The following is a 14,286-nucleotide window of genomic DNA, read 5'->3' on the forward strand; positions in this document are numbered from 1 at the left end:
GGCGCTGCGAGGGAGCGGTGTGGGGCGGGTCTCGTTGGGGGCGATCAGATCCAGGAGTCGAGCCACATGCGGGCGTGCCATTCGTCGCGAGGGATGGCCTCGCCGGTGTAGATCGGCCAGAAGTAGGCGAAGCACAGGACGACGACGGCCACGAAGGCCCCGGCGATCAGCGCGCCGGTGAGGCGGCGTTCCGGGGAGCCGAGGGCGGGGAGGCCGGAGCGTCGGCGTCCGAGGCTGTTCCTGCCGATGATCATCCCCAGGCACCAGGTGACCGCGCCGATGAAGAACGGGACGGCGGGGGCGGTGTAGAAGAAGAACATCGTGCGCTCGGGGTAGAGGAACCAGGGCAGGATGCCCGCGCCGAGGCCGGTGAGGAGGAACCAGGCCCGCCAGTCGCGCTTGTAGAGCGCCCAGACGAGGAGCGCGAGGGTGGCGGGCACGAAGGTCCACCACAGCAGCGGCGTGCCGAGGAGGAGGACTTCACCGGCGCATTCGCTCGCGCCGCAGTCGACGTCGGAGCTCCAGTAGAAGACCACGGGCCGCAGGTCGAACAGCCACTGCCACGGCCAGGACTGGTAGGCGTGCTCCGAGGAGAGGCCTTCGTGGAAGTCGAGGACGCTGAAGTGGTACTGCATCCAGTTGATGAGCGCGCCGATCACGGGGGGCTCGCTCTGGCCCTGGTCGGCGCGCCAGTGGCGGTAGGAGCCGGTGTCGTTGAGGAACCAGCCGGTCCAGGTCGCGACGTACACGCCGATGGCGAGGAGCCCGAACCACAGGTTCTGGCCGAACTCGTAGATGAGGGTGTCGCGGAAGGGCTTGCGGGCGCCCACGTCGGCGCGCAGGCGCCAGTCCCAGATGATGAAGAGCAGGATGACGGCGACGATGTACCAGAGGGCGCTCCACTTGGTGGCCATGGAGAGTCCGAGGAGCACCGCGCACGCGACACGCCACCAGGGCAGGCCCAGACGGGGCCGTCGCCTCAGGGGGTCGAGGCCGTCCTCGATCGCGGCGAGCCAGCCGGCGCGGCGCCAGTCGCGGTCGCGGACGAGGCAGTACATGGCGCCGAGCAGGAGCGTGGCGATGAAGATGTCGAGCAGCGACGTGCGCGAGAGCACGAAGTGGCTGCCTTCGACCGCGAGCAGGAGGCCCGCGGTGCCGCCGAGGAGGGTCGAGCCGGTGAGGCGGCGCATGAGCCGGATGAGGATCGCGACGCCGATGATCCCGGCGAAGGCCGCGCCGATGCGCCAGCCGACCTCGTCGTAGCCGAAGGCCCATTCACCGAGGCCGATGAGCCATTTGCCGAACGGCGGGTGCGCGACGTACGCGGAGCCGTCGGCGCCCGGGTCCCATTCGACGCCGTAGGAGAGCATCGAGTGCGCGTCCTGCGCGTAGTAGACCTCGTCGAAGATCAGGCCCTTGGGGTGGTTCAGGCCCATCAGGCGCAGGGCGGCGGCGATTCCGGTGACGGCGAGGGTCACCCAGAGGGCGCGGCTGCGGTCGTCCGGGAGGGTGCTCGAGAGGCGAGCCCGGACGGCGGGGAGGGGGCCGGGGAGCGGCGTCGGCCGCCAGGCGGCGGGCGGCTGCTCGGGCCGGACTGCGGTGGCGCTCACCGGGGTGAGTCTAGGGCCTGAACGCTCCCAGCGGGAAGTCGCGGTCAGGCCCTGGGACTCTGCTGTCAGTGCACCAGCTCGGTGGGCGGCGTGAACTCGCCTTCGCCGTTCATGTCCCACTGCGCGGCCAGGATCTCGGCGACCGCGTTGGCGGGTTTGCCGAGGTTGTCCTTGCCGACGACATTCTGCGGGCTGTCCGGGTCGGCGACGAACGCCGCGGCGGCCGCGTTCGGCGTGAAGCCCACGAACCAGTTGGTGGAGTTGCCGTCGGTGGTGCCGGTCTTGCCTGCGACGGGCCCGTCGACAGCATTGCCGACCTGAGGCGCGGTACCCCACGTGCACTGGCCGGCGGCCGCGCCGTATTCGGTCGGGCAGCGGGCCGCGTCCACGGCGGCCCGGGCGACCTCGACACTGACGGCCTGGTCGCACTCGGACTCGAACGGGATCGTCTCGCCCTCGAGCGTGATCGCACTCTCCGCCGGGATCGGCTCGCAATACTCGCCGTCCGCGGGAAGCGTCGCATAAGCCGCCGCCATGTCCATCGGCGTGCTCTGCGTGACGCCGAGGACGAACGGCCCGAAGCTATCCGGGTTGTTCGTGACGAGGTTCAGGTCCTCCTGCGAACGGAACTTGATGCCGAGCCGCTCGGCCATGTTGATCGCCTTCTCGACGCCGATCCGCTCGGCCAGCTGCACGAAGTACGTGTTCACGGACTCGCCGAAGCCGGTCCACATGTTGTAGTTCCCGTTCTCGGACCTGGACGCGTTCTTCGGGCACCAGCGGTTCCCGCACGCGGCCTCGCCGTCGCCCACGATGTACTTCGACGTGTACTGGTACGGCGAGTAGATCGTGGTGTCCAGCGGCAGGCCCTCTTCGAGCGCCGCGAGCATCGTGAACATCTTGAACGAGGACCCCGCCTGGTAGCCCGGCACCGCCGAGTTGCCGCTCAGCAGCGGGTTCGTGGTGTTCGGGTACGAGCCCTTGTACTCCGGGTTCGAGGTGTTGTCGCCGTTGTCGGAGGTGTCGTTGGAGTAGTTGCGGTTCACGGCCATCACCTGGATGCCGCCGGTGCCCGGTTCGACGACGACGGAGCCGAGCGCGAACTCCGAGCCGGTCTCCTTCTGCCGCTCGACGGCCTCCTGCGCCGCGTCCTGCAGGTCGGCGTCGAGGGTCGAGGTGATCTGGTAGCCGCCCCGGTAGAGGCGGGCCTTGCGGATCTCCTCGCTCTCGCCGAAGTCCTCCTGCTGGTTCCACCACTGCTCGAAGTAGTCGACGAAGAACCCGTAGTCGGAGTCGATCGCGCCGCCGGAGGTGTTGTTGGCCTGCTGCGGGTTGAGGTTCAGGCCCTCGGCCTTGGCCTCGTCGCCGGCGGCGCCTTCCAGGAACCCGACGTCGACCATCCGGTTGATCACGTGGTCGCGGCGGACCTGCGCGGCCTCGGATGAGCCGTTGATCGGGTCGTAGTTCGACGGGGACTGGATCAGGCCCACGAGCATCGCCGACTCGGCGACGGTCAGGTCCGCGGGGACCTTGCCGTAGTAGACCTGCGCGGCCGCGCCGATCCCGTACGCGCCGTTGCCGAAGTAGACCGTGTTCAGGTAGTTGGTGAGGATCTCCTGCTTGGTCATCTCCTCTTCGAGCGCCAGCGCGTAGCCCATCTCCTTGACCTTGCGGTCGATGGTGACCTCGCTTGCGGCGGCGACCTCGCCGGGCGTGGTCGCGGTGTAGGAGAGGACCTGGCGCACGTACTGCATGGTGATCGTCGAGGCGCCCTCGGAGGTGCCGCCGTTGGCGACGTTGGTGACGAGCGCGCGCATCACGCCTTCGGGGTCGACGCCGTTGTGCTCGAAGAAGTTCGAGTCCTCGGTGGCGACGAGCGCGTTGACCACGGATTCGGGGATCTGGTCGTACTCGAGCTGGACGCGGTACTGGTCGCCGAAGGTGGCGATGACGGTCTTGCCGTCGGAGGCGTAGAGGGTCGACGACTCGGGTGCCGGGGGGAGCACGAGTTCGTCGGGGAGTTCGAGCACGGTCTCTGAGCCGACCTTGGCCAGGCCGCCGAAGGCGCTGGTGAGCGGCAGGAATGCCAGGCCGACGACGAGGCCGAAGGCGACCGCCACCGGCACGAGCGCGAACATGGCGCGTCGCTGCACGGCGGTGATGGGTCCGAACCAGGTCTGCGCCACCGGTTTCGAAGATGCACTCACGCTGTCTCCCGAAGAGCCCCGCTTGGGGAAAATGGAACGGTCATTGCAAATGGGCGCGGCTTGGCGCCGAATCAGGCGGCGTTCCGGGGGCGCATTCACTCTACGACGCCGCGCCTCGCGGCTGGAGGGGCCGTCCGACCCGGGTGGGCACCATTACAGCGCGTCCTGAACGTCACCAGGCGAAAGCGAGTGTGGCGGCCAGGACGACCCCGGCGGCGACCCAGCAGAGGCCGATCGCGCGCGAGCGTCCTTCGTAGAGTCTCGTGGCGCCGGAGGTGCCGACGAGCGCGAACGCGGTGGCCATGAACAGGACGAGGGAGGGCGCCCAGCGGAGCACGAGCCCGCCGGTGCCGCCGATGTAGGCGCTGTGGGCGTCGGGTCCGGTGGACCGGGCGGGGAGCTCGGCGCCGAGGTCGGCGACGGTGACCTGGCCGGTCAGGTGCACGTCCCGCGACCAGCCGTCGGCGGTGAACAGGCCGTTGCAGGAGGGCGCGAACCCGTCCTGGCAGGAGGTGACCTGCACGGTGCCGGACTGGCTGTGGCCGATGGAGATCCACAGGGCGGGGGCCGCGGTCCAGGCGAAGAACATGAGCAGGCACGCGCAGGCGAGGATGCCCAGGAGCGCGGGGGCGAAGCGCCTGGGCTCGCGGCGGCGCTGGCGCCTGCCGGGTCTGGCGGGGCGGCGCTCGGATTCGCCGGCGCGTTCCCAGACGGCGCGGATCGCGGCCATGCCGTCGGACTGGGAGCCGAGGGGGCCGCGCTGCGAGACGGGGCGGGGCAGGGTCTCGGTGTCCGGGTCCCAGTAGTCGGTCTCGGCCGGAGGCGCGACGGTCCCGTACGCGGCCGGCATCTCGGGGACGGGGACGTTCCCCTCCCGCGCCTCGGGTGACGAGGGCTGGTGCTGGGGATCCACACGGTATGTTCCAGACATACCGGTTATTGCATCACCGAATTCGCGAACCGGGGCGCAATCGCGCCCGGACCGCCGTGTCGGGTGCGGCGGCGGGCTCGGTGCCGGACGGTGCCGGTCCTGCGGATCGGACCGATACCATGGGGCGCATGACTCATGTATTGACCGCGCTGGCCTGGCCTTACGCCAACGGCCCTCGCCACATCGGCCATGTAGCAGGATTCGGGGTCCCCGCCGACGTCTTCGCCCGCTACATGCGCATGCGCGGTCACGACGTGCTCATGGTCTCGGGGACCGACGAGCACGGCACCCCGATCCTGGTGCAGGCCGACTCGGAGGGCCTGACGGCCGCCGAGGCCGCCGCGAAGTACAACCGGATCATCGTGGAGGACCTGGACGCGCTGGGCCTGTCGTACGACCTGTTCACGCGCACCACCACGGGCAACCACTACAAGACCGTGCAGGAGCTGTTCTCGACGCTCTACGGCAACGGGTACATCCTGCAGAAGAAGACGCTCGGTGCGATCAGCCCCTCGACGGGGCGCACGCTGCCGGACCGGTACATCGAGGGCACGTGCCCGCATTGCGGGTTCGACTCGGCGCGCGGCGACCAGTGCGACAACTGCGGCCGCCAGCTCGACCCGACCGACCTCATCGACCCGAAGTCGCGGATCAACGGCGAGACGCCGAAGTTCGTGGAGGAGGACCACTTCTTCCTGGACCTGCCGGCGTTCGCCGACGCTTTGAACGTGTGGCTCGACACCCGCACGGGCTGGCGCACGAACGTCCTCAGGTTCACCAAGAACCTCCTGGACGAGATGCATCCGCGCCCGATCTCGCGCGACCTCGACTGGGGCGTGCCGATCCCGCTCGAAGGCTGGATCGACCGTCCGGACAAGCGCCTGTACGTGTGGTTCGACGCGGTGATCGGCTACCTGAGCGCCACGATCGAGTGGGCGCGCCGCTCGGGCGACCCGGAGGCGTGGAAGCGCTGGTGGCAGGACCCGGAGGCGGTGTCCTACTACTTCATGGGCAAGGACAACATCGTCTTCCACTCCGAGATCTGGCCGGCGATGCTCCTGGGCGCCAACGGCGAGGGCGCGGGCGGCGGCGAGCCGGGCCCGCTCGGGAAGCTGAACCTGCCGACCGAGGTGGTCTCCTCGGAGTTCCTGACGATGGAGGGCAAGCAGTTCTCGTCCTCGCGTCGCGTCGTGATCTACGTGCGGGACTTCCTGGAGCGGTACTCCCCCGACGCGCTGCGCTACTACATCTGCTCGGCGGGCCCGGAGAACCAGGACTCGGACTTCACGTGGGCGGAGTTCCTGCGCCGCAACAACGATGAGCTGGTGGCGGGCTGGGGCAACCTGGTGAACCGCTCGATCGCGATGGCCGCGAAGAACTTCGGGGCCGTGCCCGAGCCGGGCGAGCTCGAAGAGGTCGACCGCGAGCTCCTGGGCGCGACGCGGGCCGCGTTCGACACCGTCGGCGACCTCATCGGCCAGAACAAGGTCCGGGCGGGCATCGGCGAGGCCATGAAGGCCGTCGCGGCGGCGAACAAGTACCTGGCCGACACCGCGCCGTGGAAGATGAAGGAGGACCCGAAGCGCCAGGGCACCGTGCTGTACACGGTCCTCCAGGCGGTCTCGGACCTGAAGACGATCATGAGCCCGTTCCTGCCGCACTCCTCGCAGCGGGTGCACGAGCTGCTCGGCGGCGAGGGCGTGTTCGCGCCGATGCCGCGCATCGAGGAGGTCGACGAGCTCGACGCGGGCGAGGGCGCGACCGACGGGCCGTACCCGATCCTCACCGGCGACTACTCGGACGTGCCGAAGTGGGAGTCGGTGCCGCTGGCCCCGGGCACGGTGCTGGAGAAGCCGGTGCCGGTGTTCACGAAGCTCGAGCCGTCCATCGTGGATGAGGAGATCGAGCGCCTGAACTCCTAGGACGACAAAGGAAGGGGCCCGGCTCGCGCCGGGCCCTTCTTCTCGTCTCAGGCCGTGGCCGGGGCGATCTCGCTGCGCTCGACCCATTTCTCGTAGACGCCGCGGCGCACGGCCTCGGCGCCGGTGCGGGAGAGGACGTCGGGGCTCGGGCGGGAGAGCCGGAAGCGGCCCCAGTCGTCGTCGGCGTCCACGAGGGAGCCCGGGACGCCCTTCCAGACCACGTGGTTGGCCTCGCGCAGGACGCGGCGCACCTGGTGGACGCGTCCCTGCTCGACGCCGGGGATGTCAACGCGGCGTTCGAGGGTGAGCGGCGACCACTGCTGTCCGGCGTAGGCGAACAGTTCGAGTTCGGCGCCCTGCTCGGTGTAGGCGAGGATCCGGGAGCCCTCGGGGAGCGGCAGGTCGGTGAGATCGGCGGTGACGTGCTCGGGCAGCAGGTGCGCGGTCGAGATCGCGAAACCGGTGCCGAGCACGGGCATGCCGCGCCGGTCGGAGGACGGCATGGCCGTGAGGCCTTCGTACTCGGGGGCGACGGGCGCCTGGTAGTCCCAGGTGTCGGCCGCGGGCCAGCGCAGGGCGAACACCCACGGCTCGCTCGGTTCGGTCTCGCCGCCGAGGACGGAGCGGGCGGCGGGGGTGCGCAGGTGCGCGGTGTCCCAGCGGCGGTAGCAGAAGCCGCCGGGGACGGCGGCGGTCTCCATGATCCGCGCGATCTGCGCGGCGGTGATCGGGCGCTCCATGATCTCGCCGGGGGCGACCGCGGCGGAGCGGCGGACGCGGTCGAGGAGGACGCGCGCGGCCGGGTCGAGGTGCGGGGTCTGGGTGAGGCGCCGCACGTATTCGAGGTCGAGGCCGGGCGCGAGGGGCACGGTGAGGGAGCGGTCGTCGGCGACGGCCACGGGCACGCCGTCGCGCAGGACCTCGCCGGCGTGGGCGAAGTGGCGGTACGGGTAATCGGTGCCGGGGCGCGGGTTGGGGAGGAAGTCGGGGCGCGGGAGGGCGGAGTAGAGCTCCCATGCGGCGCCGTCGGCGAATGGGGTGCCGGGGTACTTCTCGCCGCGCCATTCGACGGTGACGAGTGTCTGGGGTTGCGTCGGTTCGGCCGGGACGGCGGGGCGGCGTTGCTGGAGCGCTGCGGCGCGGTTGCGGCGGGACGCGAGGTCGCGGGTCATGTGCGTCTCGATTCGTCTTGCGCGGATGGCGACGGCGGGGTGCGACGACGTTGTCGTTGGACGGTGCCGCCACCGGACGGTAATGGAGTGTCCACAGCCTGGTTCGACTGTCCGCCAACGTAGGCGCGGCCTGTCAGGTGGGGATGTCCGGTAAATGAAGAAGATGTTACGGCCGCAGCATTACGTCTACGCGGGATCGGCAAGCGTTGTTTATTGAAGCGCGGGCGGGACGCTTCGTGGCATCGTTGAGGCGTGTACCGATCCGAACCCGCGCCGCAGCCCGAGCCGCTGCCGTTCCCCATCGCCGACAGCCACACCCACCTCGATCTGGTCGACACGTTCGGATCAGAGGAGGAGCTGCCGGTGCCGTCCCCTGACGCTCCCGAGGTCCGGGCCCGCCTCGACGAGGCCGAGGCCGCCGGGGTCGCTCGCGTGGTGCAGGTCGGCACCGACGTCGCGTCCTCGCGTTGGGCCGCCGCGCTCGCGGCGGCCGACCCGCGCGTGCTCGCGGCGGCGGCACTGCACCCGAACGACGCCCCGCGCGAGGCTGATCTCGACGCGTCGCTCGCCGCGATCGACGCCGTCGCCGCGCTCCCCCGGGTCTCGGCCCTCGGCGAGACGGGCCTGGACTACTTCCGCACCGACGAGGCCGGGCGCGCCGCCCAGCAGCGCTCGTTCCGCGCCCACATCGAGATCGCCAAGGCGCGCGACAAGACCCTCGTGATCCACGACCGGGACGCCCACGAGGACGTCCTGTCGATCCTCGACGCCGACGGCGCGCCCGAGCGCGTGGTCCTGCACTGCTTCTCGGGCGACTTCGCGTTCGCGAAGGAATGCGCGCGCCGCGGGTTCTTCATGAGCTTCGCCGGGAACGTGACGTTCAAGAACGCCCAGAACCTGCGCGACGCGGCGTCCGTGGCACCGGCCGAGCTGGTCCTGGTCGAGACCGACGCGCCGTTCATGGCTCCGATCCCCGTGCGCGGGTACCGGAACCACCCGGCGCTCACGAACTACACGGCCCGGTTCCTCGCCGAGCACCTCGAACGCGACCTCGAGGCGTGGTGCGAGCGCCTCTGGGCGAACACGGAGGCGGCGTTCGGCTCCTGGTGACCGGTTGGCGCCGTACCTAACTGACGTCGACGGCCGCTTCGGCGGTCGCCGAGTTCCCTGCGGCGTCGGTGAGCGTGAACGTGAAGATCCAGCGCCCCTCGTCGGGCAGGCTCACTTCCCCGGCGAGGATGCCGGTGCGCAGCTCGATGAGCCGCATCTCCTCGGGCGCTTCGCCTTCGAGGCCGAACTCAGCCGTCCACTCGGTGGCCGGGAACGGTGCGCCCTCGAGGTCGTCGGCGAGGATCCGCACGCTGTTGGGGCCGGGCCTGCCCGGTTCCAGCACGAGCTGCGCGGAGTAGACGTCGGTGGTGACGAGCGTGGCCGTCTCGGTCGACTCGGCCTCGGCCGTCTCGGTCTCCAGCAGCGCGGTCTTCGCGGGCACGGCCTGCACGAGCACCGCGACGGCGGCCATGACGGCCGCGAGGAACACGACCTCGACGCCGGCCGCGACCCGCAGCCGCCGCCTGCCCGAGGTCCCGCGCAGCAGCGCGCGCCGCGTGAACAGACCGGCGACGACCAGGACGGTGAAGAGCGCGGCCTTCAGGATCACCAAGCGGCCGTAGGTCGTGTCGGTCAGCGCCTCGATCGAGTCGATGTGGAGCAGACCGGACGCGAGCCCGGCCACCAGCACGTTCGCGACGAGCCACGGCACCAGGGCGATCCAGGTCTCGGCGGTGCGGTCGGGGATCTCGGTGTCCTTGCGGAACGCGAGGATCAAGAGCGCGATCACCCCGCCCGCCCATGTCAGGGAGGCGGCGAGGTGCACCATGTCGGCGACGAACGCGACGACCTCCGGCTCAGTGGCCATGGGGTGCCCGGCGAGCGGCCAGGTGGCCGCGAGCGCGAGGCCGACCCCGGCGAGCCCGGTCGCGAGCAGCGGTCGCGGTTCTTCGCGGCTGGTGACGACGATGCGCATCAGCGGGAGCGCGAGGAGCACCAGCAGCAGCCGCAGGAGCGCCGCGAGGCCCACATTGGATTCCATGACGGTCTGGAGTCCGGCCGCGTCGAGCCCGGAGACGCTGGTCCCGGTCTCGTAGGCGGCTTGGAGCGGCAGGCCGAGCACGGCGGTCATCGCGACGACCGCGAGTCCGGTGGCGACCATCTTGGCCGCGACCTCGCGCGGCCGGGCCCCGGCGACGAGGAGCACGCCCGCGCCGAGCGCGAGTGCCAAGCCCGCGTAGCCGAACCATCGGTTCCCGTAGAGGAGGCCTTGCACGAACGGGTCGGTGCCGGCCACGAGCGCTTCGGCGCTGGGCGCCTCTGACTCGGCGCCAACGGAGTAGGTGAAGGAGCCGGAGACGGGGTGCCCGTCGTGGGAGACGACGCGGTAGCCGACGAGGTAGGTGCCTTCGGCATCCGCGTCCACGGCGATCGTCAGGACGGTCTCGTCCTCGTTCTGCGTGAGGCCGGTGTCTGCTCGGTCACCATCGGGAGCCACCACGCCGGTGGCCGCGTCTACGGGGGTGACTGGTTCGTTGAACTCGACGACGACCTCGCTCGGAGGCGTGTCCAAGAGCTCCCCTGATGCGGGGGTGGTCTTGGTGGCCGTGGCGTGGGCCCAGGCCCCGGATGCCCAGAGCGTGCCGACGAGGGCCGCCGCGAGCGACGACCAGGCGAGGCGGGTCGCGAAAACGGCGGGTCGGCGTTCGTTCGAACTGGATCGCATCGCCGCTGAGCGTACTCGAAACCGCTTCGTGAATCGAGAGTTGGACTGCAGAAAGGCTGTGCGAGGCACATGGGCAAGTCGAACCGGAATACCGACCGCCGCCAGGCCGCGGAGGCCCTGCGCAAGCAGCAGGCCGCGGAGGCGAAGCGGCGGAAGATCGTGTTCGGGACGGCGATCGGCGCCGCGGTGGTGCTGATCGGGGGGCTCCTCGCATGGGGCATCTGGGAGAACAGCAAACCCGAGTTCCCGGTGAACGAGCCCGCGGCGGCGGTCACCGACTCGTACGGGGTGCAGGTGGGCGACGGCCCCGTGGAGGTCGACCTGTACATCGACTACATGTGCCCGGCGTGCAACCAGTTCGAGCAGACTTACGCCGCGCAGATCCAGTCGTGGGTCGACGACGGCTCGGTGACGGTGAACTACCACCCGCTCGCGATCCTCGACCGGCTCAGCTCGGGCACGGAGTACTCGAGCCGCGCGGCCGCGGCGGCCGTGTGCGCCGCCGACGTCGGCGAGCAGGAGTTCCTCGACTACACGCTGGCGCTGTACGCGGGCCAGCCCGCCGAGAACTCCGAGGGGCTGACCGATGACGAACTCATCGCGATCGGCAGGGACGAGGTGGGTCTCGGTTCGGACTGGGAGTCGTGCGTCGACGACGACACCTACCGCGGGTGGGTCTCCGAGGGCAACGCCGACGCCACCTCCGACCAGGGCGTGACCGGGACGCCGACCGCGAAGGTGAACGGCGAAGTGGTCGAGAACTCGGCGTTCGCCGATCAGGTTCAGGCCGCGATCGACGCCGGTTGATCTACAAGGAAGTGCAAGGGGCGCAGCCACTTTCGTGGCTGCGCCCCACTTGTTGGCGCTGTCTGCGGCGATGTGTGCCCGGGCGGGGCCGTGCCGCTGACCCCGACGGGGGGACGGGATCGACGGCACGGAGGTGTCCCTAGGGCCTGGCAGGCGGGTCCAGCACGGGCTGGATCCGGCCTGCCCGGCCCTAAGCCCGCATCGCCGCCAGCGCCGTCTCCAGGGAGAAGCCGAAGGGCAGTTCGAGCCGGTGCCGTTGCAGGAGTTCGGTGTCCGCGAGGATCTCCGGCGTGGGGCCGTCGGCGGCGACGCGGCCGGCGTCGAGGATGACGGCCCGTTCGCACAGTTGCAGCGCGTACGGCAGGTCGTGGGTGACGAGCATCAGCGTGGGCGCGGTGGCGTGGAGGATGCGGGCGAGGTCGCGGCGGCTGGCCGGGTCGAGGTTGGCGCTCGGCTCGTCGCAGACGACGATGTCGGGCCGCATCGCGAGCACCCCGGCAAGGGCGGCGCGGCGCTGCTGGCCCACCGAGAGGTGGTGCGGCGGGCGGTCGGCGAGGTCGCTGAGGCCCACGTCGGCGAGCGCGGCTTCGACGCGCGCGGCGAGTTCGGGCCCGCGCAGGCCGAGGTTCGCGGGGCCGAAGCCCACGTCGTCGGCGACCGTGGGCATGAACAGCTGGTCGTCCGGGCTCTGGAAGACGATGCCGACGCGGCGGCGGATCTCGGCGAGGGTCTTCTTCGCAATCCTGACACCGCCCACCGACACTTCGCCTTCGGTGGCGGTGAGGAGCCCGGCGAGGTGGAGCATGAGTGTGGTCTTCCCGGCTCCGTTGGGGCCGAGGATCGCGACGCGTTCGCCTTCTCCCACTTGCAGATCCACGCCGTCGAGGGCGCGGTGCCCGTCGGGGTAGACGTGCTCGAGGCCCTTGATGTCCAACGCACTCATGCGAACACCGCCGTCCACGTGGCGATCCCGGCCGCGAGCGCCGGGGCGGCGAGCGCCGCGGACCATTGGAGCGCGCTGGCGGGGGCGGGGCCGACTTCGAGCGGGAGCCGCCCGGTGTAGCCGCGGGCGGCCATGGACTGCCAGACGCGTTCGCCGCGTTCGAAGGAGCGGATGAAGACGACTCCCAGGCTGCGGGCGAGCGCGCCGGCCTGCCACAGGAACCGCGGGTCGTCGCAGCGGGCGAGGCGGGCCAGTCGCATCTGGGTCACTTCGGCCACCGTGAGGTGCGCGTAGCGGATGGCGAACGCGGTGATCTGGAGCAGGATCTCGGGGCAGCGCAGCCGCGAGAGACCGGCGAGGACCCCGGCGATCGGCGTCGTGGCCGAGAGCAGCAGCGCGGCCCAGACGCCGAGAGTCGCCTTTGCGAGCAGGTTCCATCCGGCCCACAGGCCCGGTTCCGAGACCGTGAGGAAACCGAGATGGACCGCGGGGCCTTCGACCATGAACGGGAACGCGAGCGCGAGCACCAGGAACGGCGATTCGACGAGGCTGCGGGAGAGCAGCCAGGTCAAGGGCACCCGGGCGAGCGCGAAGAGCCCCAGGAGGAGGGCCGCGTAGGTCCCGAAGGCCCACACGGCTTCTCGCGGGGTGGCCGCGATGGCGCAGGTGAAAGCGACGAGCGCGACGATCTTCACCTGCGGTCGCAGTCGATGGATCGGTGAGTCCCCCGGCCGGTGGAGTCCGTCGACCGCGTTCACGCTTGCTCGTTCGCGGCACTGGTCTTCTTGCCGCGGGCCAGCAGCCAGAAGAAGCCGGTGGCGACGGCGAGCGTGAGCAGGACGCCGAGGATCCCGGCGAGCGAGGCGCCGAGGATCTCGCCGCCTTCAAATGCGTCGGCCAGGAACGACATCCCGTAGTCGGCGAAGGCGCCGCCGATCTCGTGGTCGCCCGCGGCCTGAAGCACGCAGGTGCCGCCGGTGATCTCACCTTCAGCCGTGTCGCATCCGGTGAGGAGCACCGATTCGAGCCCGTCGGGCGAGGCGGAGGCGAACAGGGACACCACTCCGGCGAGGAGCAGCGTGAGGATGAGTCCGGTGATGATGAACGGCCTGGTCTTCACACGGTCTCCTTGGCGGTCTGGGCGAGGCGGGTGCCGCGGAGGGCGTGGACGAGGTCGGGGCGGGCGACCGCGACCGCGGTGACCGCTCCGGCGGTGATGACGCCTTCGCCGATGCCGACGAGGACGTGCGTCCCGAAGATGGCGGCGGCCATGGCGCCGAAGGACTGGCCCACCTCCTCACCGCCGAGCCAGAACTGGAGCACGAATCCGGCGGAGGCGGCCACGACGCTGACGACCGAGGCTGCGAAGACCGCGGCGCCGAGACCGGCGCGGGTGCGCGGGAGGACCTTGAGCGCCAGGACGATCACGCCGTAGCCGGTGAATGCGGCGATGACGGCCATGTTGACCACGTTGAGGCCCAAGGCGGTGACGGCCCCGTCGGCGAACAGGAGCGCCTGGATGACGATGACGACGGTGACGCAGAGGGCCCCGAGCCAGGGCCCGAGGAGCGCGGCGGCGAGCGCGCCGCCGAGGAGGTGCCCTGAGACGCCGGCGGCGACGGGGAAGTTGAGCATCTGCGCGGCGAAGATGAACGCGGTGGCGAGCCCCGCGAGCGGGACGAGCCGCTCGTCGAGGTTCCTGCGCGCCATGACGACGCAGGCGCCGACGGCGATGGCGGCGAGGAGGGCGAAGGCGAGTGAGGTCGGTCCGTTGACGACGTCCGTCGGGATGTGCAGCGCCAGGTCTGACACGGGCATGTGCCGCCTTTCGACTGGTTGTGGGGCCTGGGGCGGGCCGGGGCGGGCATGGCGGTCGCCCTGCCGGATGCAAGGCGCCCACGCGCGGATCAACAGCCCA

General features: G+C 70.7%; 12 protein-coding genes. 3 read left to right on the forward strand and 9 right to left on the reverse strand.

Going from position 1 to position 14,286, the window contains the following annotated elements; all coding sequences use genetic code 11:
* Nucleotides 1-44: 44 nt before the first annotated feature.
* The 3 genes from ACFO8M_RS04945 to ACFO8M_RS04955 all read right to left on the reverse strand — a co-directional run bounded on the left by ACFO8M_RS04945 (nucleotide 45) and on the right by ACFO8M_RS04955 (nucleotide 4,748).
* Nucleotides 45-1,610 carry a dolichyl-phosphate-mannose--protein mannosyltransferase gene (locus tag ACFO8M_RS04945; RefSeq protein ID WP_387971372.1) on the reverse strand — a complete coding sequence of 522 codons (1,566 nt, stop codon included), beginning with the start codon at nucleotides 1,608-1,610 and terminating at the stop codon, nucleotides 45-47.
* 65 nt (nucleotides 1,611-1,675) lie between these two features.
* On the reverse strand, nucleotides 1,676-3,817 hold the full coding sequence (locus tag ACFO8M_RS04950; RefSeq protein WP_387971375.1) for a transglycosylase domain-containing protein: 2,142 nt from the start codon (nucleotides 3,815-3,817) through the stop codon (nucleotides 1,676-1,678).
* A 172-nt stretch (nucleotides 3,818-3,989) separates the two neighbouring features.
* Nucleotides 3,990-4,748, reverse strand: coding sequence for a hypothetical protein (locus tag ACFO8M_RS04955; RefSeq protein ID WP_387971377.1), 759 nt, complete (start codon nucleotides 4,746-4,748; stop codon nucleotides 3,990-3,992).
* A gap of 128 nt (nucleotides 4,749-4,876) precedes the next feature.
* Here ACFO8M_RS04955 and metG point away from each other — a divergent pair, with 128 nt between their 5' ends.
* Entirely contained in the window at nucleotides 4,877-6,670 is a 1,794-nt protein-coding gene (gene metG, locus ACFO8M_RS04960; protein ID WP_387971380.1) for a methionine--tRNA ligase, read from the forward strand.
* Between the two features lie 47 nt (nucleotides 6,671-6,717).
* On the opposite strand, the gene ACFO8M_RS04965 is transcribed toward metG, so the two are convergent.
* Nucleotides 6,718-7,842 (reverse strand): hypothetical protein, encoded by a 1,125-nt coding sequence (locus ACFO8M_RS04965; protein WP_387971383.1) that lies wholly within the window; start codon nucleotides 7,840-7,842, stop codon nucleotides 6,718-6,720.
* 252 nt (nucleotides 7,843-8,094) lie between these two features.
* On the opposite strand from ACFO8M_RS04965, the gene ACFO8M_RS04970 reads away from it, so the two are divergent.
* The gene (locus ACFO8M_RS04970; RefSeq protein ID WP_387971386.1) at nucleotides 8,095-8,952 is read left to right on the forward strand and encodes a TatD family hydrolase; all 858 of its coding nucleotides are present in this window, start codon (nucleotides 8,095-8,097) and stop codon (nucleotides 8,950-8,952) included.
* Between the two features lie 16 nt (nucleotides 8,953-8,968).
* Here the strand turns inward: ACFO8M_RS04970 and ACFO8M_RS04975 are convergent, their stop codons facing one another.
* The gene (locus ACFO8M_RS04975; RefSeq protein WP_387971388.1) at nucleotides 8,969-10,618 is read right to left on the reverse strand and encodes a copper resistance CopC/CopD family protein; all 1,650 of its coding nucleotides are present in this window, start codon (nucleotides 10,616-10,618) and stop codon (nucleotides 8,969-8,971) included.
* Nucleotides 10,619-10,687: 69 nt separating this feature from the next.
* On the opposite strand from ACFO8M_RS04975, the gene ACFO8M_RS04980 reads away from it, so the two are divergent.
* Nucleotides 10,688-11,425, forward strand: coding sequence for a DsbA family protein (locus ACFO8M_RS04980; RefSeq protein ID WP_387971391.1), 738 nt, complete (start codon nucleotides 10,688-10,690; stop codon nucleotides 11,423-11,425).
* Between the two features lie 190 nt (nucleotides 11,426-11,615).
* Here ACFO8M_RS04980 and ACFO8M_RS04985 read toward each other — a convergent pair whose 3' ends face one another.
* The 4 genes from ACFO8M_RS04985 to ACFO8M_RS05000 are packed head-to-tail and all read right to left on the reverse strand — an operon-like array spanning nucleotide 11,616 to nucleotide 14,180.
* Complete coding sequence (locus tag ACFO8M_RS04985; RefSeq protein ID WP_387971394.1) at nucleotides 11,616-12,368, reverse strand: energy-coupling factor ABC transporter ATP-binding protein; 753 nt, start codon at nucleotides 12,366-12,368, stop codon at nucleotides 11,616-11,618.
* On the reverse strand, nucleotides 12,365-13,126 hold the full coding sequence (cbiQ, locus tag ACFO8M_RS04990) for a cobalt ECF transporter T component CbiQ (RefSeq protein WP_387971397.1): 762 nt from the start codon (nucleotides 13,124-13,126) through the stop codon (nucleotides 12,365-12,367). Before cbiQ ends, ACFO8M_RS04985 begins: the two co-directional genes overlap by 4 nt.
* Nucleotides 13,123-13,488: a PDGLE domain-containing protein gene (locus ACFO8M_RS04995; RefSeq protein ID WP_387971398.1), complete on the reverse strand. Its 366-nt coding sequence runs from the start codon at nucleotides 13,486-13,488 to the stop codon at nucleotides 13,123-13,125. Before ACFO8M_RS04995 ends, cbiQ begins: the two co-directional genes overlap by 4 nt.
* Nucleotides 13,485-14,180: an energy-coupling factor ABC transporter permease gene (locus ACFO8M_RS05000; protein WP_387971689.1), complete on the reverse strand. Its 696-nt coding sequence runs from the start codon at nucleotides 14,178-14,180 to the stop codon at nucleotides 13,485-13,487. The genes ACFO8M_RS04995 and ACFO8M_RS05000 overlap by 4 nt, the downstream gene beginning before the upstream one ends.
* Between the last annotated feature and the right edge of the window lie 106 nt (nucleotides 14,181-14,286).

This window comes from Glycomyces rhizosphaerae (genome assembly GCF_042647865.1).
In the GTDB taxonomy this organism is placed as follows: Bacteria; Actinomycetota; Actinomycetes; order Mycobacteriales; family Micromonosporaceae; genus Glycomyces; species Glycomyces rhizosphaerae.